Source organism: Marinobacter sp. E2, from assembly GCF_055755345.1.
Genome location: NZ_CM146911.1, coordinates 3,294,571 through 3,318,680, shown reverse-complemented (window position 1 = coordinate 3,318,680; position 24,110 = coordinate 3,294,571). Strand labels below are relative to the sequence as shown.

Genomic DNA, 24,110 nt, shown 5'->3' with positions numbered 1-24,110 from the left:
AATGACCGTATACCGGAAGATTTCCTTGTTGATGCTGGTGGTTTTCCTCCTCATCTACCTGCTTGGGGCGCTGCTCTACACCCAGCAAGCCCGCCATGATGTGCAGCGGGAGCTCGACGGTGTTGCCGGGCTTGCCCAGAGCCTGGCAAGCCCCAAGGGTCTTCCGGACTCCATGGTCAGCAGCATGCGCCACCTGACCCCGGCGGCGAGGATGGAACGCGGGTCCGGAGGAGAAGTACCGGCCTGGTTCTCGGTGCTGATAGCCGGAGAAACGCTCCGGCCTGTGATCAATGGCTGGCGGGTTGATCCCGCCGACGAGGTCGAGGAGATCTGGGAAGGTTTTCTGTTGATCTCGGGTGCTTATGCGATCGGTATGGGGCTTTGTTTTCTGGCGCTGTTCGTGATGGTTCGGCGGGGCATGCGCACGCTTGCCAGCCTGTCCGAGGCCATGGGAGCGGTGTCTGAGGGCCAACTGACGTCCAGACTGCCTCGGCAGGGCGAACAGGAACTGGATGCGCTGGTTTGCCGGTTCAATTTCATGGCCGGGGCGCTGGAATCGGAACAGCAAACGGTGAGCCGTCTGCTCAATGAACTCCTGCAGTTGCAGGATCGGGAGCGCGAACACATTGCCCGGGTGCTGCACGACGATCTCGGCCAGTACCTGACGGGCATTCGGGCCCAGGCTCGCAGTCTGCTCTACGATCCGGACCTCAGCGACCGACAGAAGCAGCAGGCCCGGGATCTGGCCGAACACTGTGAGACTGTCCAGAAACACTTCCGGCACCTGCTGCAGGAGCTGCACCCCCTGGTGATGGAGCAGCTGGGCCTCGGCAGTGCCATTCGCCATCTGACCGAGCAATGGCAACAGCTCAGCGGGCTTGAATGTCGCCTGGCCATGGACGAGCGCCTGCCCGATTTCACCGGTGAGCAGCAGACCCATCTGTACCGCTTCCTGCAGGAAGCCCTGAACAACATTTCCCGTCATGCAAAAGCTTCCTGCGCCACGCTGGCCGTTGCCCGCAATGATAACGAGCTGAGCATCGAGTTGCGCGATGATGGCGTGGGCAATGATCAACTGCCCGGCAATGCCGGCCTGGGCGTGCGTTCCATGTGCGAGCGAGCCCGCTGCCTGGGGGGCGAAGTGAAGTTTCTGAGCCGATTGGGCGAGGGAACCCGAATCCGGCTGGCCGTGCCGCTGACTCCAGGTACCGGAGGTGTTTCATGAAACTGATGATTGTGGATGACCACCAGGTCGTGCGACAGGGCATTGCCAATCTTTTGCGCTCCATGCTGCCGGCAGTGGCCATCACCGAGGTCGACAACGGTCAGGATGCCGTTGCCCGCTATGGCGAGCTGCGGCCCGACGTGGTGCTGTTAGATATGGGGCTGCCCGATATCTCCGGGCTGGAGGTCGGGCGTCGACTGCGCCAGCGCTGGCGGGGAGCCGCGATCCTGTTCTTCACCATGCACGATGAGTTGCCCATGGTGCGTCAGGCGCTGGACGTAGGTGGGCTCGGTTTTGTATCCAAGAGCTGCGCGCCCGAGGAACTTGCGGAAGCTGTAAAGCGGGTGGCATCGGGTCAACCGTACATCGAGCATCCGATTGCCACGCGCTTGGCGATGAATCAGGAGCGGCCGGTCGATCACCGCCTCCGGGATATGACCCAGCGGGAGATGGAAGTATTGCTGATGTACGCCAGAGGGGAGAGTTTGGGCGGAATTGCAGAACGCCTGTGTGTGAGCAGTAAGACGGTATCCAACCATCTGGCCGGACTGAAAAGCAAGTTGCAGGTGTCCTCGTCAGTGGAGTTAATTCATCTGGCGGTGGATGCCGGCCTGATACGCTATGGTCAGTTGGAGGAAGCAAGGCGGGTCTGAGCCCGCCCCGGATCACCAGTCAAAGGGGCAGGCTGTGCAGCCTTCCATGTAAGTGCCCTCGAAGGTGGCATAGTGGATGCGGCTTCCGGTCAGGTCCGCGTGTGCCAGATTGGCCAGCCCCAGCTTGGCTTCCTGAAGGTTTGCCCCCCTCAGGTTGGCTCCCTCCAGATTGGCCTTCGGCATCCAGGAAATCTCGAAACTGCTGAATGGCATGGTGGCGTTGACCAGCGTGGCGCCGGAAAAACGGGAGAAGTCGAAGTTCGCACCGGTCAGATCCGCGCCGCTGAAGTCCGCACCCTGGGCGAACAGGTATTCGCCCTGCATTCCCTGTAACCGGGCATTTTTCAGTGACGCGCCTCGCATGCTGGCCCGGTACACCTGAAGGCGGTATCCGGTGACGTTGTCGAGGTTAGCCCCGTCTAGATTGGCGCCTCTCAAACTGGTGTGGCTGAGGTTAGCGCCGGACAGGTTGGCACCGCGGAAGTTGGCGGAGCGAAGATCCATATTCGACAGATCCACGCCCTGAAGATCAGCGCCCGGGCAACTGGTTTCCCGCTCCAGTTTGCAGCCGTTGATGACCGGAGCTTGCTCAAGGTCGGCCATATAGTCGCCGGCGAAAACCGGTGTAAAAGCGAGAAGAAGTGAGGCTGTTGCGATAGGTCTCATGGGTTCACTCCCGAATCGATGGTAAAAAAGGGCCTGGCGAGACGCCAGGCCCGAGCCGGAGAAACGTTAGCGGGAAGCCTGTGCCCAGGAGGGCATCTTGAATACCCAGAATGACCCGCCCTGGGAAATGGGCTTGGTCAGTTCGGCCATGTCGCCACCCCAGAGCGGAACTGCACCGCCGTAGCCGGAGGCAACCCCGATGTACTGTTCGCCGTCCATCTCCCAAGTGATCGGAGAGGAGATGATTCCCGAGCCCGTCTGGAACTTCCACAGCTCTTCTCCGGTTTCAGCATCGAACGCCTTCAGGAAGCCGTCGCCGGTACCGGTGAACACCAGACCACCCTTGGTAGTCAGTACGCCGGCCCAAAGTGGCAACCGTTCCTTGTGCTCCCACTCGATCTCACCGGTAAGTGGATTCATGGCGCGAAGGATGCCTACATGGTCGTCATACATGCGCTTGATCCGGAACCCCTGACCCAGATAGGCGGCCCCTTTCTTATAGGTGACTTCCTCAGTCCAGTAATCCTCTTTCCAGTGGTTGGCCGGGACGTAGAACAGCCCGGTATCCTGGCTGTATGCCATCGGGTTCCAGTTCTTGCCGCCGAGGAAAGGCGGAGATACTTCAATGGCCTCACCACGGGTTTCGCCTTCAGCAACTTTGGGTGGGCGTTGACCTTCCACTTCCACGGGTCGACCATCCTCCCCGATTCGTTCGGCCCAGGTAATGTTGTCCACGAACGGGAAGCCTTTCTTGAACTCGCCGTTTTCGCGGTCGACGACATAGAAGAAGCCGTTGCGGTCGGCGTGGGCCGTAGCTTTTACGGTTTCGCCGTTGTCATCGTATTCAAACAGCACCAGCTCGTTGTTGCCGGAAAAGTCCCAGGCATCGTTCGGCGTGTGTTGGTAGAACCACTTCACTTCGCCGGTAGTGGGATCTACGCCCACCTGACCTGAGGTGTAAAGGTTATCGTAGTCGGCAGGGTCACCGCCGGGTGATGTGCGCTTCCAGGTATTCCAGGGTGCGGGGTTGCCGGCACCAATGATGATGGTGTTGGTCTCAGCATCGAAGCTGGCGCTTTGCCAGGGGGCGCCGCCGCCATGACTCCAGGCCTCCACCTTGCCGGTTTCGGTGTTGGGGTCATCCGGCCAGCTGGGTGCGCGGGGGTCGCCGGTGGGGGTGCTCTTTTCGCCGTTCAGGCGGCCATAGTGGCCTTCAACGAACGGGCGCATCCAGATTTCCTTGCCGGTATCGGGATCCCGCGCAAACAGCTTTCCGACAACGCCGAACTCATCACCGGAGGAGCCGTGAATCAGCAGTACCTTGCCGGTTTTTTGATCTTTTACCAGAGTGGGGGCGCCGGTCATGGTGTATCCGGCTTCATGGTCAGCGAACTTTTCTCGCCACACAACTTTGCCGGTGTCTTTGTTCAGGGCAACGATGCCGGCATCCAGGGTGCCAAAGAACACCTTGTCACCGAAAATGGCTGCGCCTCGGTTGACCACGTCGCAGCAGGGACGGATACCCTCGGGAAGGCGATGGGAGTATTCCCAGAGACGCTCACCGGTCTTGGCGTCCAGGGCGAAAAGGCGAGAGTAGGAGCCAGTAACATAGACCACACCATCATGAACCAGTGCCTGGGATTCCTGGCCCCGCTGTTTTTCATCGCCGAACGAGAACGACCACGCTGGAACCAGGCGCTCGACGTTATCCCGGTTAATGGTGGTCATGGGGCTGTAGCGTTGTGCCTTGGGGCCAATGCCGTATCCGAGAACGTTCTCAGGTGTTTGCGCGTCATTGGCAATGTCGTCCCAGGTCACGTCTTTGGCGTGAACCTGGCTGGCCAGTCCGGCCGCTGAGCTCAGAGCCAGGGCCAATCCGATCCCGCGAAGCAGCGGGTGTTTGCGTGTCTTGATGTTCATAGTCTTTCCCCTTGGTTTTTGTTGTAACCATTGTCTTGCCCATGGCATCGACGCCCCGAGTATTGGCGCAGGCGGACTTTGATGGCGACGGAAAAACCCACTTCCAGTGCGGGAAAAAATCCGTAAAAACCGGGAAAAAATCCCGAACCGCCTCCTTCTTCATGAAAGTTGGTCGGTTTCCCGTTCTTGCTGAGGGATCTCGTGCTTTGGCCTTCGCTCCAACCATCTACTACCAAGGAACTAAGTCAAAAACCCCAAAGTGGCATTCGGATTGGAGAAGAGCATTCCTAGACTGGATATCAGCAAGTTGGCAACTGACAAATCCAATAGCCAACCACGGGGAATCCAATAACAGAGGTAAGACCAATGGCAATGTCCTTTTCACTCAAAGCAATCGTGGCTTCGGCCATGCTTGGCCTGGCCGGCTTTGCTATCGCGCACGGCAATGTCACACCACAGGAAGTGGATACGGGCAATCTGCCGGAACTGGGGGATGACGTCCGCGCCGAGAATCCTTTCCGCGAAGGTAACGAGTTTGGCGAGTTCAACGCTCAGGCCATCAAAATCGGTGAGAGTGCTTACGCTGGCAACTGCGCCGCTTGTCATGGTATCCGCGCCATGTCCGGTGGGCTGACGCCGGACCTTCGGGAACTCACCGAATGGGACGACGAGTACTACATCGGCCGGGTGATGAATGGCACCGATCGTGGCATGCCATCCTGGAAGAAAAGCATGGATCAGAATGCCATGTGGGCAATCCGCACGTATGTGGAATCGCTGCCTAAGCCGGAATAACCGTTGCGGCGTCTACCAAAACGTATGCCTGAATTCGGGTCGGCCTTGTGCCGGCCCTTCGTCGTTGGGAGATAACAATGAAAACACTGACTCGAATGCTTGCCCTTTTGCTGTTTGCCCAGGTCGTCCTGGCTCAGGAGGTTAACGACGGAAACGAATTGCTCAATCGACCGGCGGAGCGCACCTACGACATCATCCTGGATTCCGGCTATCTGAAAGTCGGTGTCTACGAGAATTTCCCACCGTACTCCTACGAGGTGGATGGTGAGCCCAGGGGCATCGACGTCGAACTCGGTCGCCGGATTGCCGAGGAAATGGGCGTGGAATTCAAAGTCCACTGGATCACCCCGGATGAAAACCTCGGAGACGATCTGCGCAACAACGTCTGGAAAGGGCACTACCTGGCCAAGCAGCGGCTCGCCGATGTGATGCTCCGGGTGCCGTACGACAAGACCTACGCCTACATGCAGGATTCCACCGGCGAGTACATCAACGAACAGGTCGTTCTGTTCGGCCCATATCAGCAGGAAACCTGGCAGATTGCCTATAACCCCGAAAAGCTCGATAGCGTCGAAACCGTGGCGGTGTTCCAGTACAACCCGATCGGCGTTGAGATCGACACCCTTCCCGACTTTTACCTGACTTCCGCGTTTGGCGGCCGCATGCGGGACAAGGTGCGTCACTACCACAAAGTTGCTGAAGCCTTCGAGGCACTGCGCAAGGGCGAGGTGAGTGCCGTCATGGCCATGCGTTCGGAGATTGATCACGAACTGGCAAAGCCCGAGAACGAGGGGTTCAAAGCGGCCAGTAACGGTTTTCCGGGCATCGGCAAACAGGTGTGGGATGTCGGTATGGCCATCAAGCATACCCATCGGCAACTGGGTTATGCCCTCGAAGCCATTGTCGACAGGCTGGTGAAAACCGGCGAGATGAACGAGCTGATGGCCGCCCAGAATCTTCGCTACAGCGTGCCGGGCTATTACCGGGCGTTCCTTGATGAACAGGCCATCGCCCGGGCGGAAGGGGGCGTGGAGTTTCGGAGTAGTACTACCAAGTGATGAGGAAACCTGTTCCGGCGAGCAATTGTTGGTTTTGCCCCCGAGGCGAAGAATCGCATCAGAGGCGGGAAAAGTTCCCGGTTCGGCCTGAAACGAACTCAAGAGAACTGAAAACAAGAGACTTGGAGAGCGCAACCATGAGAACCAACAAGTTCGGGATTCGCATCGCGGCCAGCGCCCTGGCCATGGCAGTATCTTACGGGGCCCATGCGGTAACCGACGAAGACATCATCAACGATCACAAGACCCCTGAGGACATTGTCAGCTACGGCATGGGTACCCAGGGACAGCGCTACAGCATCCTGGAAGATCTGAACACCAACAACGTCCAGTATCTGCAACCGGCCTGGGCTTTCTCCTTCGGCAGCGAAAAAATGCGCGGCCAGGAATCCCAGCCGCTGGTTAAGGACGGCGTCATGTACGTGACCGCTTCCTACTCCCGCATCTACGCCATCGATGCCAAAACCGGCGAAGAGATCTGGCAGTACGATGCCCGTCTGCCGGACGGCATCATGCCTTGCTGCGACGTTGTTAACCGTGGTGCCGCCATCTACGGCGACAAAATCATTTTCGGAACCCTGGACGCGAAACTGGTGGCCCTGAACAAGGACACCGGCAAGCCGATGTGGATCAAGAAGGTGGCTGACTACCAGGCCGGCTACGCGATCACCGCGGCGCCCCTGGTCGTCAAGGGCAAGGTGATTACCGGCGTTTCCGGTGGTGAATTCGGGATTGTCGGCAAGGTTGAAGCCTACGACGCCAATACCGGCGATCTGGTCTGGACCCGTCCTACCGTTGAAGGTCACATGGGCTACGTCTACAAGGACGGCAAGAAGATCGAAAACGGTATTTCCGGTGGCAAAGCCGGCGTCACTTGGCCCGGCGAAATGTGGAAGAACGGTGGCGCGGCAACCTGGCTGGGTGGCACCTACGATCCGGACACGGATTCCCTGTTCTTCGGTACCGGTAACCCGGCTCCCTGGAACTCACACCTGCGCCCGGGTGACAACCTGTTCTCCTCAAGCCGCCTGGCGATTGATCCGGACGATGGCAGCATCAAGTGGCACTTCCAGACCACGCCGAACGATGGCTGGGATTATGACGGTGTCAACGAGCTGATCTCCTTCGACTACGAAGAAAACGGCAAAACCGTCAAAGCGGCGGCCACGGCGGACCGTAACGGCTTCTTCTATGTTCTGAACCGTGAGAACGGCGACTTTATTCGCGGCTTCCCGTTCGTGGACAAGATCACCTGGGCGAAAGGCCTGGATCCCGAGACCGGTCGTCCCATATACACCGAAGGCGGTCGTCCGGGTAACCCGGCTGATATGGACGGCAAAAAAGGTGAAACCGTTGTAGCGCAGCCCGCGTTCCTGGGCGGAAAGAACTGGATGCCCATGGCCTTCAGTCAGCAGACCGGCCTGTTCTACGTGCCCTCCAATGAGTGGTCCATGGATATCTGGAATGAGCCGGTATCCTACAAGAAAGGCGCTGCGTTCCTCGGTGCAGGCTTTACCATCAAGCCGGCCAACGATGAATACATTGGTGTACTTCGGGCCATGGATCCGAAAACCGGTGAGGAAGTGTGGCGTTACGAGAACACCGCTCCGCTGTGGGGTGGCGTGATGACCACGGCCGGTGGTCTGGTATTCACCGGTACTCCTGAGGGCCATCTGAAGGCATTCGACGCCAAGACGGGCGAAGAACTTTACCGCTTCAACACCGGTTCCGGTGTGGTAGGCACGCCTGTCACCTGGACCATGGACGGCGAACAGTACGTCTCTGTAGCTTCCGGCTGGGGCGGTGCGGTTCCGCTGTGGGGTGGCGAAGTGGCCAAGGTAGTGAAGGACTTCAACCAGGGCGGTATGGTCTGGACCTTCAAACTGCCGAAGGATCGGGTTGCCAGCAACTGATCCGCGTGAGTACCGGCCACCGGCCGGTTGATGAAGAGGGACGGCTGTGGCCGTCCCTTTTTTGTGCCTGTTGGTTGGACTGGGAGAAGGGCTAGGGTCCGGTGGCGCAAGATTCGGATGGCAGCGCCCACCGTAAACTCGCATCATAGGGATCAAGGCTAAATGATTCGCGAAGGAATCCAGGCATGACCGACTCCCGTTCCCCGACACCAGAAAGCGCTGCCTCCCCGGCCTCGCCGGACGACCCCATGGTCACCGTGGCCCGGTATATCGAGGAGCATCCAGATTCGACACTGAGGCTTGTGGATCTTGGCGCCCTGGTGGGCTTGTCGGCCACCCGGGTACAGAAGGCGTTCAAGGAAACCTTCGGGGTGTCTCCCAGGGCCTACCAGGATGCGCTGCGCCAGAGGCACTTCCGGCAAGCCCTCCGGAGCGGCCGAAGTGTGACCGACGCCATCTTCGAAGCCGGGTATGGTTCCGTCAGCCGGATCTATGGCGAAGCAGAACGACAGTTCGGGATGCCTCCGTCCCGGTACCGAAAAGGCGGAGAGGGCGAGGTAATCGCGTTCGCCTGTCGGCAAACGTCGTTCGGGCTTTTGATGATGGCAACGACAGACAAAGGCGTGTGTTTCGCTGAATTCGGAGACTCGGAGCAGGCCTTGACCGAGCGGCTGCAGAGGGAATTCCCCAAGGCCCGGCTGCTCCCGTCGGGTGCCGGTGGCTCCTCCGATCTCGATGCCTGGATGGCCGCGCTGGATGAACACCTCAGCAGGAACCGGCCCCGGCCGGAGGTGCCGCTCGATATGCGGGGTACGGTGTTTCAGACCCGGGTCTGGAAACTCCTGTTGAGCGTGCGCGAGGGCGAGGTTGTGAGCTATACGGAACTGGCGAGGCGACTGGGTGAGCCGAAAGCCGTTCGGGCGGTGGCCTCGGCCTGTGGACGCAATCGAATCGCGGTGCTGATTCCGTGTCACCGGGTCCTGCGCAGCGACGGTTCACTCGGGGGCTACCGCTGGGGGCTGGACCGAAAACGGCGGCTGCTTGATCAGGAATGCGCCGGGTCGTGAACCTGGCATCGCCCGTTCATCCAGCCATCTACTACCAAGGGATGAGTTTTTCGCCCCCATCGCATCATTCAACGATCCTGGATTGCGGTCTACATTGAACAGGTAAACGCGAAAGGCCGCGTTGCCCTGCGACAAACACAACAAGAGGTCGAGACCATGATCTACGCACAACCAGGAAAGGATGGCTCCGTCGTTTCTTTCAAATCCCGTTACGAGAACTACATCGGTGGCGAGTGGGTCGCGCCGGTGAAAGGTCAGTACTTCGAGAACATCACTCCGGTCACCGGTGAGGTGATCTGTGAAATTCCACGTTCCAGCGCCGAGGACATCGAACTGGCCCTGGACGCAGCACACAAGGCCGCGCCGGCCTGGGGCAAGACCTCACCCACCGAGCGCTCCAACATTCTGCTGAAAATCGCCGACCGCATCGAGGCCAACCTCGAAAAGCTGGCTGTGGCCGAGACCTGGGACAACGGCAAGGCCGTTCGTGAAACCCTGAACGCCGACATTCCCCTGGCCGCCGATCACTTCCGGTACTTTGCCGGTTGTATCCGGGCCCAGGAAGGCCATATGGGCGAGATCGACCACAACACCGTGGCGTACCACTTCCACGAGCCCCTGGGTGTGGTTGGCCAGATCATTCCCTGGAACTTCCCGCTGCTGATGGCGGCCTGGAAACTGGGCCCCTGCCTGGCCGCCGGTAACTGCACCGTGCTGAAGCCGGCCGAGCAGACTCCTGCCAGCATCCTGGTGCTGATGGAAATCATCGGTGACCTGCTGCCGCCGGGCGTGCTGAACATTGTCAACGGCTACGGCATCGAGGCCGGCCAGGCGCTGGCCACCAGCAAGCGCATCGCCAAGATTGCCTTCACCGGCTCCACCCCGGTGGGCTCGCACATTCTCAAGTGCGCGGCTGAGAACATCATTCCGTCTACCGTGGAGCTGGGCGGCAAGTCGCCCAACATCTACTTCTCCGACGTGATGAAGGCCGAGCCCGAGTTCATCGACAAGTGCGTGGAAGGCCTGGTGCTGGCGTTCTTTAACCAGGGCGAAGTGTGCACCTGCCCGTCCCGGGCCCTGGTGCAGGAAGACATGTACGACGAGTTCATGGCCAAGGTCATCGAGCGCACCAAGAAGATCAAGCGCGGCAACCCGCTGGATACCGACGTGCAGGTGGGCGCCCAGGCGTCGAAGGAACAGTTCGACAAGATCATGTCCTACCTGGCCATCGGCAAGGAAGAGGGCGCCCAGGTACTGACCGGTGGCGACCGCGAGCATCTGGACGAGGAGTTCAACAACGGCTTCTACATCCAGCCCACCCTGTTCAAGGGTGACAACAAGATGCGCGTGTTCCAGGAAGAAATCTTCGGACCGGTGGTGGGTGTGACCACCTTCAAGGACGAAGAAGAAGCCCTGGCGATTGCCAACGACACCGAGTTTGGTCTGGGTGCCGGCGTGTGGACCCGCGACACCAATCGCGCCTATCGCATGGGTCGTGCCATCCAGGCCGGCCGTGTGTGGATGAACTGCTACCACGCCTACCCGGCCCACGCGGCCTTCGGCGGCTACAAGAAGTCCGGCGTTGGCCGCGAAACCCACAAGATGGCACTCGAGCACTACCAGCAGACCAAGAACATGCTGGTGAGCTACGACACCAACCCGCTGGGTTTCTTCTGAGTCTGTGAGCGGTAAGCGGGCCCCTCCACACGGGCCCGCCTGTGAGTCAGCACAGTGGATGTGCCTCTTCAGTCCCGGCATCTGGCCGGGACGACTCTCTTGTGAGAGTTCGGGTTTTGTCACTCTCTTTGGCCCCTCCCAGGGCCTTTTTTCGTTTCTGGCAGGCCAGGAGCCGGTGCCCCTTTCTTTGCGACCTAGGAAGGGACGAAAACAGTTCCAAAGTACCATATGGGCGCCTTGCCCCGGCCGATAGGATGGGAACTGGGTTATCGGCAACTTCGTTGATTCACCCGCAATGCCCTGACAATCATGACAACAGAGGTGAGCATTATGTGGACCAAACCAGCCTACGAAGATCTGCGCATCGGTTTCGAAGTCACCATGTACTTCGCCAATCGCTGAGTACAGACGCGGCCAGCCTCGAGCTGGCCGTTTTGTCTCCGGAGTAACCCGCCATGCTCATCCACGTTCTGGGCTCCGCCGCCGGCGGTGGCTTTCCCCAGTGGAACTGCAACTGCGCCAACTGCGACGGTTTCCGCAAGGGCACCCTGAACGCGAAGGCCCGTACCCAGTCCTCCATTGCCGTCAGTGAAGACGGCGAGCACTGGATCCTGTTTAACGCCTCCCCGGATATCCGCGCCCAGCTAGCCGCGTTTGAAGCGATGCAGCCGGCCCGCGAGCTTCGCGATACCGGCATCGACGCCATCGTGCTGATGGACAGCCAGGTGGACCACACCACCGGTTTGCTGTCCCTGCGCGAGGGCCTGCCGATGGACGTCTGGTGTACCGAGCAGGTGCATGAGGACCTCAGCGGCGGATTTCCCCTGTTTACCATGCTCAAACACTGGAACGGTGGCCTGAACTGGCAGCGCATCGAGGCCTCCGAGCAGGTGCCTTTCACCATTCCCTGTGCGCCGTCCATCGAGCTTACCGCCATTCCGCTGTTGAGCAACGCGCCCCCGTATTCACCGCGCCGGGACAACCCGCACCCGGGCGACAACATCGGCCTGTTCCTGAAAGACACCCGTACCGGCCAGACCGTCCTCTATGCCCCGGGCCTGGGCCAGCCCGACGAGCGAATCCTTGGCTGGATGCGACAAGCGGATGTGCTGATGGTGGACGGCACCGTCTGGCACGACGATGAGATGATCCGCCAGGAAGTGGGCACCAAAACCGGCCAGGCCATGGGCCATCTGGCCCAGAGCGGCCCGGGCGGCATGATCGAGGTGCTCGACGCCATGCCGGCCCAGCGCAAGATCCTGATACACATCAACAACACCAACCCGATCCTGAACGAGGACTCCCCGGAGCGGGCGGAGCTGACCCGCCACGGCATCGAGGTGTCCTGGGACGGCATGCACATCGACCTGTCGGGGCAGCCATGAACGCCAAAGCCAACACCGCTATGAACCGGACGGATTTCGAGCAGGCCCTGCGGGCCAAGGGCCAGTACTACCACATCCACCACCCGTACCATAAAGCCATGTACGGCGGGCAATGCACGCCCGAGCAGATCCGCGGCTGGGTGGCCAACCGGTACTACTACCAGATCAAGATTCCCCAGAAAGACTCCGCCATCATGGCCAACTGCCCGGACGCCAGCGTGCGCCGGCTCTGGCTGCAGCGGATTCTGGACCACGATGGCCACGACGGGGATGTGGGTGGCATCGAAGCCTGGCTGTGTCTGGCCGAGGCGGTGGGCCTGAGCCGGGAAGAAGTCATCGACCAACGCCATGTGTTGCCGGGGGTCCGCTTTGCAGTAGACGCCTACCTGAACTTCGCCCGCCGGGCGACCTGGCAGGAGGCGGCCTGCTCGTCCCTGACTGAGCTGTTTGCCCCGGAAATCCATCAGTCACGCCTGGACAGCTGGCCTGCCCACTATCCGTGGATTGAAGAGAGCGGCTACAGCTACTTCCGCAAGCGCCTGTCGGAAGCCCGGCGGGATGTGGAGCACGGCCTGACCATTACGCTGGACCACTTCATCACCGAGGCCCAGCAGGCCCGGGCCCTGGAGATCCTGCAGTTCAAGCTGGACATCCTCTGGACCATGCTGGATGCCATGACCATGGCCTATGGCCACCGGACCCCGCCGTACCACACCGTGACCGACGAACAGGTCTGGCACCGGGGGCTGTAATGGAGGTGGGTATGCACCAGATTCCACGATTTCGCCGAGGCTTCCGGTTCCAGTGGGAGCCGGCCCAGGAGAGTTACGTGTTGCTGTACCCCGAGGGCATGGTAAAGCTCAACGGCAGTGCCGGTGCCATCCTCAACGAAGTGGACGGCCAGCGCAGCGTGGCTGATATTGTGGCCAGCCTGGAGCAGCAGTTCCCCGACGCCGGCCCTCTGGGCCAGGACGTCAGCGAGTTCCTGCAGGACGCCCGGCAACAGCACTGGATTGAATGGTCATGAGCTGCTCCCACGGACACCCGGCGCCCGCCAACCCCCATGACGCCGGGCCGCCCCTGTGGCTGCTGGCGGAACTCACTTACCGCTGCCCGCTGCAATGTCCCTACTGCTCCAATCCGCTGGATTTTGCCCAGACTGAACGGGAACTGACCACCGACGAGTGGGTGAGCGTGCTTCGGCAGGGTCGGGCAATGGGCGCGGCCCAGCTGGGCTTCTCCGGGGGCGAGCCGCTGGTGCGCCCGGATCTGGCGGAACTGATCGCCGAAGCCCGGCACCTGGGTTACTACACCAACCTGATCACCTCTGGCCTGGGGCTGACCGAGGCCAAGGTGGATGCCTTTGCCGAGGCCGGGCTGGACCATATCCAGGTGAGCTTCCAGGCCTCGGATCCGGAACTGAACAACGCCGTGGCCGGCTCCCGCAAGGCCTTTGACCAGAAGCTGGCCATGGCCCGGGCGGTGAAGGAGGCGGGCTACCCGATGGTGCTCAATTTTGTGATCCACCGACACAATATCCACCAGATGAACGACATCATGGACCTGTGCGAGCGCCTGGGCGCGGATTACGTGGAGCTGGCCACCTGCCAGTATTACGGCTGGGCCTTCGAGAACCGGGAAGGCCTGATGCCCTCGAAAGCGCAGCTGGTGAAAGCCGAGCAGGAAGTGAACCGTTATCGCGAACGGCTGCAGCAGTCCGGCTCGGCCATGAAGCTCATTTTCGTGACTCCGGATTACTACGAAGAGCGCCCGAAAGCCTGCATGAACGGCTGGGGCAATCTGTTCCTGACAGTGGCCCCCGACGGCACCGCCCTGCCGTGTCATAGCGCCAGGCTGCTGCCCATCGAATTTCCCAACGTTCGAGACATGGATCTTCAAAACATCTGGTATGACAGCCCCGGATTCAACCACTACCGGGGCGACAGCTGGATGCCGGAGCCCTGCCGTTCCTGCGATGAGAAGGAAAAGGACTTCGGCGGCTGCCGATGCCAGGCGTATTTATTGACCGGCAATGCCGATAATACAGATCCGGTTTGCAACAAATCCGCGTATCATGACCGTATCCTGGCAGCGAGGAGAGCTGCCGACCACGCCACGGCCGGCCTGACGGAACTGGTGTACCGAAATGCGGACAATTCACGACTTTTCTTCCGGGGCTGACGGCTCTTCCTTCCCAGCTGAAGGCTCTTCCCTCCCAGCTGATGGCTCTTCCCTCCCAGCTGATGGCTCTACAACCCGATGCCTGAGTGCCAGCGAGGCGTGTGCCGCCCATGTTCAGTGCGGTGAGCTTACGGTGTCGGCTGCCGGTGTTTACTGGTTGCAGACCGACCCTGAGCGGGGTTGCATGGTGCTGTGGCAGCTGTCGGAGCAGGGGCCGGTGAGGTTCGGGCCCGACACCCTGGGCGTCCGCAGCCGGGTCAACGGCTACGGGGGCGGCGCCCTGGCGGCGTGTTCCACCGGGGTGTTTGTGGTGGCCGAGGATCAGCAGATCCGGCATGTCAGCCTGAAAGACGGGCAGTGTACCCAGCTTACCGACGACCCCGATGCGATGTATGGCGGCCTGGTTGCCGATGACACCCGCCAGCGGGTACTGGCGGTACGCGAATGCAATCACCAGCAGCAGCTGGTTGCGATCACCCTCGAGGGTGAGCAAAGAGTGCTTCACTCGGGCCAGGATTTCTACAGTGCCCCGGCACTCTCCGATGACGGTAACCGGTTGGCATGGGTGAGTTGGCAGCAGCCGGATATGCCCTGGATACGCAGCCAGCTGTGGTTGGGTGAGGTGAGGGACGGTGGCGCCCTTGCCGACTGCCATTCCCTGAGCTCGCCCCTCAACCGGTCCCTGCAGGCTTCGGTCCAGCAACCGGTGTTTGATGGCGACCGGCTCTGGGTGCTTTCTGACCATGAGGGCTGGTGGCAACCCTGGCAGGTTGATGAGCGGGGCGAGGGAGACTGGCGCTCGGGCGGAGCTCCGGCTTGTGATCATGCCAACGCGCCCTGGCAGTTGGGTGAGTCCCACCATTGTCCCATCGGCGATGGCCGCTGGGCGCGGGTGCGATACTGCAATGGCACGGGGCAGCTCTGGTTGATTTCCGACGGTCAGGAAGAGCGCCGGGTGGCTACTGAATACGGCGATTTCCGTCACCTGCGAGTGGCCGAAGGTACCCTCTACTGTGTGGCTCGTTCTGCTACCCGATTGGATGCGATACTGGCTATTGATCCTGTCACGGGCCTCGAGCGCATCATCGCCGGTGGGGGCGACCCCATGCCGCAGGTACGGGCCGCGCTGCCGCTGGACATCGAGGTGCCAGCTTCGGGGGGCGATAGCCGCCCGATACAGGGTTTTTTCTACACGCCAAAACAGGCCTCCGTGGACGCACCGCCGCTGATTCTGATCGCACATGGCGGGCCCACGTCCGCCGCCTACCCGGTATTCAATCCCCACGTGCAGTACTGGTGTCAGCGCGGCTTTGCGGTGGCCGAGATCAACTACCGCGGCAGCACCGGCTTTGGTCGGGCGTTCCGGCTGGCCCTCGAGGGCCGCTGGGGGGAGATTGACGTGGAGGATATGGAGCGGGCGGCTGATCATCTGGCGTCCTTCGGCCTGGTGGATGGCAGTCGGGTGTTCATCCAGGGCCGCAGCTCCGGCGGTTATACCGCCCTGATGGCCATGATCCGGAGCCGCCGGTTCAGGGCGGGGGCCAGCCTGTTCGGGGTTACCGATCCACTGCGTTTGCGGGCGATGACCCATCGTTTTGAATCCGGCTATCTGGACTGGTTGCTGGGCCATCCCGATGACCATCCCCGGCGCTGGCACGAGCGCACGCCGCTGCACCACGCGGACCGCATCGCGGCGCCGATGATTTTCTTCCAGGGCGGCCAGGATCCGGTGGTGGTGCCGGAGCAGACCCGGGCCATGGTGGCCGCCATGAAAGCCGCCGGAGGTGCGCCGGAACTGCACTGGTTCGACGAGGAAGGCCACGGTTTCCGCAAACGGGACAGCCAGGTGGGCATGCTGGAGTGGACCTTCAGCTTTTACCGACGGCATAGCGAAAAGTCCGATGAACAGGCCGCTTACTTGAGTTAAACTTTCGACCATTCCTATAACAACAAACCGTCGGATAGAGAACGATGAGCCACGACATTTCTGCGCTTCGAAAGTTTGTGTCCCCGGAAATTGTATTCGGCGCCGGGTCGCGCAAGTCAGTGGCAAACTTTGCCAGCAACTTCGGCGCCCGACACGTGCTCCTTGTGTCTGATCCAGGTGTGGCCGCCGCCGGCTGGGTTCGCGAGATTGAGACAGTCCTGACCGACGCTGGCATCCGCAGTACCCTGTTCACCGGTGTTTCGCCCAATCCCAAGGTCGAGGAGGTGATGACAGGCGCCGAGCTGTACAAGTCGAGCGATTGCGATGTCATTGTCGCCATTGGCGGCGGCAGTCCCATGGACTGCGCCAAGGGCATCGGCATTGTTGCCACCCACGGTCGCAACATTCTCGAATTCGAGGGTGTGGATACCATCACCAACCCGCCACCCCCGTTGATCCTGATACCGACCACGGCTGGTACCTCCGCCGATGTCTCCCAGTTTGCGATCATTTCCGACCCCAATCGCCGGTTCAAATTCTCCATCATCAGCAAGGCCGTGGTGCCGGATGTGTCGCTCATTGATCCGGAAGTGACCGAAACCATGGACGCCTACCTCACCGCCTGTACCGGTGTGGATGCCCTGGTGCATGCCATTGAGGCGTTCGTATCCACTGGCAGCGGCCCGCTCACCGACACCCACGCTTTGGAGGCGATCCGGCTGATCAACCGCAACCTCGAGCCCCTGGTTGCCAACACCGCCGATCCGGTGCTGCGGGAGCAGATCATGCTGGCGTCCATGCAGGCAGGCCTGGCGTTTTCCAACGCCATCCTCGGTGCTGTACACGCCATGTCTCACAGTCTGGGCGGCTTCCTGGATCTGCCCCATGGGCTGTGTAACGCGCTGCTGCTGGAACACGTGGTGGCCTACAACTACCAGGCCGCCGAGGACCGGTTCCGGCGGGTGGCTGAAGCCATGGACATCGACACCCGCGGCATGAGCCGGGCCGAGATCAAGAAGCGTCTGATGGGCCGGATTGTGGAACTCAAGCGCCGGGTCGGCCTGGAAGCGCGGCTGGCCCAGCTCGGAGTGAGCGTGTCTGACATTCCTTACCTTTCCGGCTTCGCCCTCCAGGACCCCTGCATTCTGACCAATCCACGCAAATCCTCGCTCCGGGACGTTCAGGTCGTCTATGAAGAAGCGCTCTGACGAACAGGACGGCGAGCGGGACAGCAGCTACGGAATTGGCGATCTTCTGGGACTGGGCAGCCAGTCTGTTCGCAAGAACTATTACCCGGCGTTGCAGGAACGGATCGAGGAGCTCGAGCAGGAACGTAACCGCTACAAGTGGCTGTTCGAGAATGCCCTGCACGGTATTTTCCAGGCTAACCTGCGCGGCGGCTTCCTGGCCTGCAATCCGGCAATGGCACGGATCTGCGGGTACGACAGCCCCGAGGCGCTCAAGAACGGGGTGATCCGGCTCCGGGAACAGCTGTTCTGCAGCGCCAGCGAGTTTGATGCTATCCGCCAGGAGTTGCTTGATTACGGCAGCCTGAGTGCCCGGGAAACCCGCTTTCAGCGGGCCGATCGCACGCCGGTTCAGGTGGCGGTAACATTGCTGCGCAGGCCAGACCTGGGGCCGGAGGTGGTGGAAGCCTTCGTCGCGGACATTACCGAGCGGGTGCTGGCACGGCAGAAGCTGGAACAACTGAACGCGACCCTTGAGCGCCGGGTGGAGGAGCGCACCGAGGCACTGCAGAATGCCAACGTGGGCCTGCGTTATCAGATTGAGGAGCGGGAAAAAGTCGAGCGGGAACTGGTGGTCGCCATGGAGGCCGCCAAAGAGGCGATCCGCAGCAAGGACAAGTACCTGGCGGCGGCCAGCCACGACCTGCTGCAGCCGCTCAACGCCGCGCGCCTGATGATCTCTGCGCTCCAGGACAGCTCGCTGCCGGAACAGGAAGCCCGCATGGTGCAGCAGGTACACCGGGCTCTCGAAGGGGCCGAAGACCTGCTGGCGGATTTGCTGGACATCTCGAAACTCGACCAGCAGGCCATGAAACCCGATCTGGTTTACACCGATGTGGCCTCTCTGGCCCGGGCTCTGGGCGAGGAATTCGAGGCAGTGGCCGCCAATGCCGGCCTGGGCTTCCGGGTACGTACGGTGCCTGCGGTGGTCCGAACGGATCAGCGCATGCTCACCCGCATTGTGCGTAATCTGCTCAGCAACGCCTTTCGCTATACCCGCAAAGGTGGCGTGGTGCTGGCACTCCGGCAGCGGGGCGAGCAGCTGCGCATTGAAGTGTGGGACACCGGTGTCGGCATCGAGGCGGCCAAACTCCGGGATATCTTTACCGAGTTCCACCAATTGCTGCCCCAGGGTACGGGCGGCCGGCAGGGTGTTGGCCTCGGGCTCGCCATTGTCGAGCGCATGGTGCGGGTGTTGGGCTACAGCATCGATGTGGCTTCAAGGCCGGGGCGCGGGTCCCGGTTCGTGCTTACCCTGCCTCTCGATCACGCAGCTTCGTCCCCCAGGCCAATGCCGGGCCCCACGTTACCCAGCCATGCCCAGGGTTTCGACGGCCTGCCGGTGCTGGTGATCGACAACGAACCGGCGGTGCTGGAAAGCATGCAGTTGTTGCTGGAACGCTGGGGGTGCGATGTGGTCACCGCTGCCAGCAAGGGCGAGGCGCTGGCGAAGATGGCGTCTGGCGCCGGGGTGCCAGCGGTGATCCTGGCCGATTATCACCTCGACCACGAGTTGACCGGTTACGATGCCATTCACGCGGTCCGGCGGCATCTCGGCCAGGACATCCCGGCCGCTGTCATCACGGCTGATCGCAGTGACGACACCCGCCGACTGTTGCGGGCGCAGTACCTCCCGATACTCAACAAGCCGGTAAAACCGAACCGGCTGCGGGCCCTGATTACCAGCCTGATCACGCCTTCCTCGACGCTCTGATCACTGTCGCTCCCGGCCTCGCCGGTCTCCTGCCAGCGCGCGAAAATCACAGGAATTGCACCGCCGGACTACACTTAGGGGAGGTTCACAGTAAGGAGACCCATCATGAGTGTTTCGGACAACAGCCTGACCAATCACGAAGTGACGGTCTGCCTCGCCGGCGGCGCCGTGCTGGGGCCGTTCAATGCCACCTGGAGTCAGGACTCCGGCGGCGACGTGCGGGAACTGGTGCGCGAGTACGACAGCTTCCTGCAGGGTGAGAAACAGCGTCGATACAAGTTTCACCTGCATGATACCTACACCAACACCGTGCACACACTGATCCTGAACTTTGAGCAGGTCACCGGCATTTGTGACCATGTGCGGTTGAGGTCCCACGGCGGTACGGGTTGATACAGACGCCGGAGCCTGCCGTACAACGCCGGTAACTCACGATGTAAACGGACAGGATGTAAACGGACAGACAGGAGGGATCATGAGCGACTACCGAATCGAAACCGACAGTCTTGGAGACGTCCAGGTTCCATCCAGCGCGCTCTGGGGGGCACAGACCCAGCGTGCGGTTGAAAATTTTCCGGTCAGCGGGCAACCCATGCCAGGTGCGTTCATTGCGGCGGTGGCGCGGGTAAAGCGGGCCGCCGCCGAGGCCAATACCAGCCTGGGCCTGCTCGACAGCGACCTTCGGGATGCCATTGTGCAGGCCTGTGACGAACTGGTGGCCGGCGAGCACGCCGATCAGTTTCCGGTTGACCGGTACCAGACCGGTTCCGGCACCAGTACCAATATGAACGTGAACGAGGTGATTTCGAACCTTGCCGGGAACGCCGGTCACGAGGTGCATCCCAACGACCACGTCAACATGAGCCAGAGCTCCAACGACGTGATTCCCACGGCCATTCATGTGAGCTCGGTACTGGCGGTGAAGGAAAAGCTGCTGCCGGCGCTGTCCCACCTGCGCGGGATGATCTACGAGCGTGAGGCGGAATTTTCCGAGCAGGTGAAAACCGGCCGAACCCACCTGATGGATGCCATGCCCGTTACCCTGGGGCAGGAGCTGCGAACCTGGCGGGAGCAGCTGTTCGCCGTGGAAAAACGGGTGGAAGCTGCAGCGGACGAACTGCTGGCGGTGCCCCAGGGCGGGACAGCCGTGGGTACCGGCATCAACGCCTTGCCGGAGTTTGCAGAGCAGTTTGCCAAGTCCCTGCGTTCGAACACCGGGTTTCATTTCACCACCCTGGAGCACAAGTTCATCGGCCAGAGCGCCGTGGACGGCCCGGTGGCGCTGTCTGCCCAGTTACGGGGCGTGGCCATTGTGCTGACCAAGATCGCCAACGATCTGCGCTGGATGAACAGCGGCCCCATCCATGGCCTGGCGGAGATCAGCCTGCCGGCCCTGCAGCCGGGCAGCAGTATCATGCCGGGCAAGGTGAACCCGGTGATTCCGGAATCGGTGGCCATGGTGAGTGCCCAGGTCATGGGGCTGGACAGCACGGTGGCCATCGCGGGACAGTCCGGTAATTTTCAGCTCAACGTGATGCTTCCGCTGGTGGGCGCCAACCTGCTGGACATGACCGAGCTGCTGTCCAACGCCGCCCTGATGCTGGGCGACAAGGCCATCCGTGATTTCACGGTGCACGCCGACAACCTGGATGCCGGCGTCGGCCGTAATCCGGTGCTGGTGACCGCGCTGAACCCGGAAATTGGCTACAGTCTGGCGGCTGATATTGCCAAGGAAGCCTACCGCACGGGTCGCCCGGTGATTGATGTGGCGGAGGAACGCAGCGGTCTCAGCCGTGAACGGCTCGAGGGCTTGATGGACCCACTCAAGCTGACCCGGGGCGGCATCGCCTGAGGCGCCGGACAGGGAGGCAAGGGCCTTTGCTGATCACCCTGGAGCTTTATGTGATGCTGGTGCTGGCTAACGGTACGCCGGTGGTCGCCGCCCGCCTGCTTAAACACCGTTGGTCGGCGCCGGTGGACGGTGACCGGCTCTGGGGGGACGGTCGCCCTGTGTTTGGCCACAGCAAAACCTGGCGAGGCGTGGCGTCCGGCACTCTGGCGTGCGCGCTGTTTTCCGTGGCGACCGGGCTGGGTTTCGTGTTCGGCGTGCTTTTCGGGTTACTCGGGCTGGCGGGCGACCTGCTCAGCAGCTTCATCAAGCGTCGCCTCGGGCTCGTTTCCAGCGCCCGGGCCCTGGGGCTCGATCAGATCCCGGAAGCATTGCTGCCCATGTTGCTGGCCCTGGTCTGGTTACCGGTCAGTCTCTGGGTGGTGATTGCCGTGGTGGTGTTGTTCACCGTCTCCAACATTCTGGCTTCACCCTTACTGTACCGCCTCGGTATTCGCCGACAACCGCACTAATCAGGGCCCCGGGTGAGGGTGTGCAGGGTGACCTCCGGAGGACAGTTCAGGCGCACATTCACCACGGAGGTTCCGCTACCCGGTGAGGTGTAACCCTGCATGCCGTTGACCTGCCAGTAGCCCCGTCCGAGGCTGCGGGGGCAATCCGAATCCAGGGTTACCGGAATGCCTCCGGGCAGGCAGATCTGGCCACCGTGGGTGTGACCGCACAGGAACACGTCGTACCCGGCGTGGGCTGCCTCCCGCCAGATTTCGGGGGTGTGGCTGAGCAGGATACTGGTGCCACCTGCGGGTATCTCGTCGCCGGCCCGGTGCAGGTTGTGGACCTTGTAGAAGTGGGCGTCGTCGACGCCGGCCAGGAACAGGGTCTGGCCGTCCAGCTCCAGGGGCGCCATCTCATTCATCAGCAGTTTGTAGCCCATGTCTTCCAGGGCGGGCACCATGCGCACACTGTCGTGGTTGCCGAGAACCGCGTAGGCGGTGCCCCGAATGCCCCGGCGCAACCGGGCCATGCCCTGCAGGGCATTTTCAATGGGGCCCCAGGTCAGTTTCCGGTAATCACCGGTGAGCACGCACAGGTCGTAATCCAGCGGCTCGATCTGGCGCAGAACCGCCTGCAGGTTGGCCTCATCCATGTCCACGTGGAGGTCGGTAAGGTGCAGAATTCGAAAGCCCTCGAAGGCGGCGGGGAGGTTGGGCAGGCAAAAGCGGTTGTGAACCGTGTTCAGACGTCGGCTGTTGTGCTGGCCCCGCCGCCAGAGGCCGGCCAGTTGAAGGCAGGTCCGGATAAACCGGGGCGCAGTGGTCCAGTTTTCCAGGTGGAAAGAACTGTGATCCTGCCCGAACACCTTCGCCTCGGCTTCCCGTTCAATGCCCAGTCGTTGGCGGGCGTGAACAGGGCCGAGTCTCAGGCTCAGGCGGTATTCCAGGAGATCGTCCTGGTTCTCCGGTGTGTGAGCCCTTGCCGTCATTGTGCTTCCTTCGTATGCCGAGCCGGGCATGGCCTGTATGCAAAGTGGCAAACCCTCCTTCATTATGGTTGGCCCTCGATGCTATGCAACCAAAACGACATAATGTTCATGTTTGATGCCGGATACCGGCACATCGATGACCAGGCCCCGGGAACAGGACAGCCATGACCACAGAAACGCAACTGAACAGAGCTTCCTTCTGGCAGACTTTCGGGCTCTTCCTTCGCCTTGGGCTGACGTCCTTCGGCGGGCCGGCGGCCCATCTCGGCTTTTTTCACGATGAGTTCGTCAAGCGCCGTCGGTGGCTGTCGGACAGCGTGTATGGCGAAATCGTGGCGCTCTGCCAGTTGTTGCCGGGCCCGGCATCCAGCCAGGTGGGACTCACCATTGGCTTTCTGAAGGGAGGCTACCGGGGGGCGCTGGCAGCGTGGCTTGGCTTCACGCTGCCGTCGGCGGTGATCATGATCGGCTTTGCAATGGGCTTGGCCCTCTGGCCCGAAGCCAGCGCCGGAGGCTGGGTAAAGGGCCTCAAACTGTTTGTGGTGGCGGTGGTGGCGCAGGCGGTTTGGCAAATGGGCAAGAGCCTGTGTCCGGACCGCAGCCGGGTGGCCATGGCACTGCTGGTGGCGATCGGCCTCCTGATGATCGGGGAGACCTGGATGCAGCTCCTGGCCCTGGCCATCGCCGGAGGCGCCGGTGCGCTCATGGGGCTTGGCAGTGATCGGGCTGCCGATCCGTTGCACCTGCCGTTGCAGTCTGGCAAGCCGGCCCTGATGGGGCTGGTATTTCTGGGGCTGTTGCTGGCGTCGTTCCTGCCACAGGTGTCGGGCAGCCTGGCGTGGGTTGCCGCCGAAATGTACCGGGCAGGCGCCCTGGTGTTTGGTGGTGGCCATGTGGTGCTGCCCTGGCTGCAGGAAGGTTTCGTGGCATCGGGTGCCATGCCGGCGGACACCTTTCTGGCCGGTTACGGGGTAGCCCAGGCAATGCCGGGGCCGCTGTTCAGCTTTTCGGGCTTCCTCGGCGGGGCCGAGGCCGGTGTGGCCGGCGGTCTGTTGGCGGTCGTGGCGGTTTTCCTGCCGGGCACCCTGCTGGTGTTTGCGGGCCTGCCTTTGTGGCGATGGCTGCGGGAACATCGCTCGGCGCGGTCGGCCCTGGCGGGGGTGAATGCCGGTGTTGTCGGATTGCTGCTGGCGGCCCTGTACGACCCGGTCTGGACTTCTGCGGTGCACGGCCCGATGGATTTTGGCCTGGTGCTGTTGCTGTGGGTGGCCCTGGCGGTCTGGCGAGTGCCGGTGTGGCTGCTGGCGCCGCTGAGTGCGGGCGTGGGTGTGATCCTGCCCCTCTGATGAT

General features: G+C 61.6%; 22 protein-coding genes. 19 read left to right on the top strand and 3 right to left on the bottom strand.

Annotation, left to right across the window (positions count from 1 at the left end; translation table 11 throughout):
- The first annotated feature begins 1 nt into the window (after nt 1).
- Nucleotides 2-1,225, top strand: coding sequence for a sensor histidine kinase (locus tag AC0J1C_RS15150; protein ID WP_473044611.1), 1,224 nt, complete (start codon nt 2-4; stop codon nt 1,223-1,225).
- Nucleotides 1,222-1,878: a response regulator gene (locus tag AC0J1C_RS15145; RefSeq protein WP_069181976.1), complete on the top strand. Its 657-nt coding sequence runs from the start codon at nt 1,222-1,224 to the stop codon at nt 1,876-1,878. Before AC0J1C_RS15150 ends, AC0J1C_RS15145 begins: the two co-directional genes overlap by 4 nt.
- Nucleotides 1,879-1,890: 12 nt before the next feature.
- On the opposite strand, the gene AC0J1C_RS15140 is transcribed toward AC0J1C_RS15145, so the two are convergent.
- Together AC0J1C_RS15140 and AC0J1C_RS15135 are read right to left on the bottom strand one after the other, a co-directional pair.
- A complete protein-coding gene (locus AC0J1C_RS15140) occupies nt 1,891-2,544 on the bottom strand; it encodes a pentapeptide repeat-containing protein (RefSeq protein ID WP_473044610.1) in 654 nt (217 codons plus the stop codon).
- Nucleotides 2,545-2,610: 66 nt separating this feature from the next.
- Nucleotides 2,611-4,464: a methanol/ethanol family PQQ-dependent dehydrogenase gene (locus tag AC0J1C_RS15135; RefSeq protein WP_473044609.1), complete on the bottom strand. Its 1,854-nt coding sequence runs from the start codon at nt 4,462-4,464 to the stop codon at nt 2,611-2,613.
- 366 nt (nt 4,465-4,830) lie between these two features.
- On the opposite strand from AC0J1C_RS15135, the gene pedF reads away from it, so the two are divergent.
- From pedF to AC0J1C_RS15055, 16 genes are all read left to right on the top strand, one after another.
- Nucleotides 4,831-5,259, top strand: a complete 429-nt coding sequence (pedF, locus tag AC0J1C_RS15130; RefSeq protein WP_041645637.1) for a cytochrome c-550 PedF — start codon at nt 4,831-4,833, stop codon at nt 5,257-5,259.
- A 77-nt stretch (nt 5,260-5,336) separates the two neighbouring features.
- Nucleotides 5,337-6,317 carry a substrate-binding periplasmic protein gene (locus tag AC0J1C_RS15125; RefSeq protein WP_473044607.1) on the top strand — a complete coding sequence of 327 codons (981 nt, stop codon included), beginning with the start codon at nt 5,337-5,339 and terminating at the stop codon, nt 6,315-6,317.
- A 137-nt stretch (nt 6,318-6,454) separates the two neighbouring features.
- The gene (locus tag AC0J1C_RS15120; protein WP_069181972.1) at nt 6,455-8,230 is read left to right on the top strand and encodes a PQQ-dependent methanol/ethanol family dehydrogenase; all 1,776 of its coding nucleotides are present in this window, start codon (nt 6,455-6,457) and stop codon (nt 8,228-8,230) included.
- A 185-nt stretch (nt 8,231-8,415) separates the two neighbouring features.
- Nucleotides 8,416-9,297, top strand: a complete 882-nt coding sequence (locus AC0J1C_RS15115; RefSeq protein ID WP_473044605.1) for a bifunctional transcriptional activator/DNA repair enzyme AdaA — start codon at nt 8,416-8,418, stop codon at nt 9,295-9,297.
- 156 nt (nt 9,298-9,453) lie between these two features.
- A complete protein-coding gene (gene exaC / locus AC0J1C_RS15110) occupies nt 9,454-10,974 on the top strand; it encodes an acetaldehyde dehydrogenase ExaC (RefSeq protein WP_091987995.1) in 1,521 nt (506 codons plus the stop codon).
- Between the two features lie 330 nt (nt 10,975-11,304).
- Nucleotides 11,305-11,376, top strand: a complete 72-nt coding sequence (gene pqqA / locus AC0J1C_RS15105) for a pyrroloquinoline quinone precursor peptide PqqA (protein WP_007153157.1) — start codon at nt 11,305-11,307, stop codon at nt 11,374-11,376.
- Nucleotides 11,377-11,429: 53 nt separating this feature from the next.
- Entirely contained in the window at nt 11,430-12,359 is a 930-nt protein-coding gene (gene pqqB, locus AC0J1C_RS15100) for a pyrroloquinoline quinone biosynthesis protein PqqB (protein ID WP_473044604.1), read from the top strand.
- A complete protein-coding gene (gene pqqC, locus AC0J1C_RS15095; protein WP_473044603.1) occupies nt 12,356-13,111 on the top strand; it encodes a pyrroloquinoline-quinone synthase PqqC in 756 nt (251 codons plus the stop codon). The genes pqqB and pqqC overlap by 4 nt, the downstream gene beginning before the upstream one ends.
- Nucleotides 13,111-13,386, top strand: coding sequence for a pyrroloquinoline quinone biosynthesis peptide chaperone PqqD (gene pqqD, locus AC0J1C_RS15090; protein ID WP_473044602.1), 276 nt, complete (start codon nt 13,111-13,113; stop codon nt 13,384-13,386). The genes pqqC and pqqD overlap by 1 nt, the downstream gene beginning before the upstream one ends.
- On the top strand, nt 13,383-14,540 hold the full coding sequence (gene pqqE / locus AC0J1C_RS15085) for a pyrroloquinoline quinone biosynthesis protein PqqE (RefSeq protein WP_473044601.1): 1,158 nt from the start codon (nt 13,383-13,385) through the stop codon (nt 14,538-14,540). Before pqqD ends, pqqE begins: the two co-directional genes overlap by 4 nt.
- 133 nt (nt 14,541-14,673) lie before the next feature.
- Complete coding sequence (locus AC0J1C_RS15080) at nt 14,674-16,467, top strand: S9 family peptidase (RefSeq protein ID WP_473044600.1); 1,794 nt, start codon at nt 14,674-14,676, stop codon at nt 16,465-16,467.
- 44 nt (nt 16,468-16,511) lie between these two features.
- Nucleotides 16,512-17,675: an alcohol dehydrogenase-like regulatory protein ErcA gene (ercA, locus tag AC0J1C_RS15075; RefSeq protein ID WP_473044599.1), complete on the top strand. Its 1,164-nt coding sequence runs from the start codon at nt 16,512-16,514 to the stop codon at nt 17,673-17,675.
- Nucleotides 17,659-19,428 carry a PAS domain-containing hybrid sensor histidine kinase/response regulator gene (locus AC0J1C_RS15070; RefSeq protein ID WP_473044598.1) on the top strand — a complete coding sequence of 590 codons (1,770 nt, stop codon included), beginning with the start codon at nt 17,659-17,661 and terminating at the stop codon, nt 19,426-19,428. Before ercA ends, AC0J1C_RS15070 begins: the two co-directional genes overlap by 17 nt.
- Before the next feature lie 105 nt (nt 19,429-19,533).
- Nucleotides 19,534-19,821 carry a hypothetical protein gene (locus AC0J1C_RS15065; protein ID WP_473044597.1) on the top strand — a complete coding sequence of 96 codons (288 nt, stop codon included), beginning with the start codon at nt 19,534-19,536 and terminating at the stop codon, nt 19,819-19,821.
- Between the two features lie 82 nt (nt 19,822-19,903).
- Nucleotides 19,904-21,280: a class II fumarate hydratase gene (locus tag AC0J1C_RS15060; protein ID WP_473044596.1), complete on the top strand. Its 1,377-nt coding sequence runs from the start codon at nt 19,904-19,906 to the stop codon at nt 21,278-21,280.
- A 26-nt stretch (nt 21,281-21,306) separates the two neighbouring features.
- Complete coding sequence (locus tag AC0J1C_RS15055; RefSeq protein ID WP_473044595.1) at nt 21,307-21,789, top strand: CDP-archaeol synthase; 483 nt, start codon at nt 21,307-21,309, stop codon at nt 21,787-21,789.
- Here the strand turns inward: AC0J1C_RS15055 and AC0J1C_RS15050 are convergent.
- On the bottom strand, nt 21,786-22,760 hold the full coding sequence (locus tag AC0J1C_RS15050; protein ID WP_473044593.1) for a metallophosphoesterase: 975 nt from the start codon (nt 22,758-22,760) through the stop codon (nt 21,786-21,788). The two genes, AC0J1C_RS15055 and AC0J1C_RS15050, sit on opposite strands and share 4 nt — an antisense overlap.
- 164 nt (nt 22,761-22,924) lie before the next feature.
- Between AC0J1C_RS15050 and chrA the strand changes: the two genes are divergently transcribed.
- A complete protein-coding gene (chrA, locus tag AC0J1C_RS15045) occupies nt 22,925-24,106 on the top strand; it encodes a chromate efflux transporter (protein ID WP_473044591.1) in 1,182 nt (393 codons plus the stop codon).
- Nucleotides 24,107-24,110 lie beyond the last annotated feature (4 nt).

Coding starts and splice junctions, on each gene's coding strand:
- AC0J1C_RS15060 (WP_473044596.1), top strand. CDS start 19,904: ATGAGCGACTACCGAATCGAAACCGACAGTCTTGGAGACGTCCAGGTT.
- AC0J1C_RS15065 (WP_473044597.1), top strand. CDS start 19,534: ATGAGTGTTTCGGACAACAGCCTGACCAATCACGAAGTGACGGTCTGC.
- AC0J1C_RS15150 (WP_473044611.1), top strand. CDS start 2: ATGACCGTATACCGGAAGATTTCCTTGTTGATGCTGGTGGTTTTCCTC.
- AC0J1C_RS15050 (WP_473044593.1), bottom strand. CDS start 22,760: ATGACGGCAAGGGCTCACACACCGGAGAACCAGGACGATCTCCTGGAA.
- chrA (WP_473044591.1), top strand. CDS start 22,925: ATGACCACAGAAACGCAACTGAACAGAGCTTCCTTCTGGCAGACTTTC.
- AC0J1C_RS15115 (WP_473044605.1), top strand. CDS start 8,416: ATGACCGACTCCCGTTCCCCGACACCAGAAAGCGCTGCCTCCCCGGCC.
- ercA (WP_473044599.1), top strand. CDS start 16,512: ATGAGCCACGACATTTCTGCGCTTCGAAAGTTTGTGTCCCCGGAAATT.
- AC0J1C_RS15140 (WP_473044610.1), bottom strand. CDS start 2,544: ATGAGACCTATCGCAACAGCCTCACTTCTTCTCGCTTTTACACCGGTT.
- pqqD (WP_473044602.1), top strand. CDS start 13,111: ATGGAGGTGGGTATGCACCAGATTCCACGATTTCGCCGAGGCTTCCGG.
- AC0J1C_RS15145 (WP_069181976.1), top strand. CDS start 1,222: ATGAAACTGATGATTGTGGATGACCACCAGGTCGTGCGACAGGGCATT.
- pedF (WP_041645637.1), top strand. CDS start 4,831: ATGGCAATGTCCTTTTCACTCAAAGCAATCGTGGCTTCGGCCATGCTT.
- pqqB (WP_473044604.1), top strand. CDS start 11,430: ATGCTCATCCACGTTCTGGGCTCCGCCGCCGGCGGTGGCTTTCCCCAG.
- exaC (WP_091987995.1), top strand. CDS start 9,454: ATGATCTACGCACAACCAGGAAAGGATGGCTCCGTCGTTTCTTTCAAA.
- AC0J1C_RS15070 (WP_473044598.1), top strand. CDS start 17,659: ATGAAGAAGCGCTCTGACGAACAGGACGGCGAGCGGGACAGCAGCTAC.
- pqqC (WP_473044603.1), top strand. CDS start 12,356: ATGAACGCCAAAGCCAACACCGCTATGAACCGGACGGATTTCGAGCAG.
- AC0J1C_RS15135 (WP_473044609.1), bottom strand. CDS start 4,464: ATGAACATCAAGACACGCAAACACCCGCTGCTTCGCGGGATCGGATTG.
- AC0J1C_RS15120 (WP_069181972.1), top strand. CDS start 6,455: ATGAGAACCAACAAGTTCGGGATTCGCATCGCGGCCAGCGCCCTGGCC.
- pqqE (WP_473044601.1), top strand. CDS start 13,383: ATGAGCTGCTCCCACGGACACCCGGCGCCCGCCAACCCCCATGACGCC.
- AC0J1C_RS15125 (WP_473044607.1), top strand. CDS start 5,337: ATGAAAACACTGACTCGAATGCTTGCCCTTTTGCTGTTTGCCCAGGTC.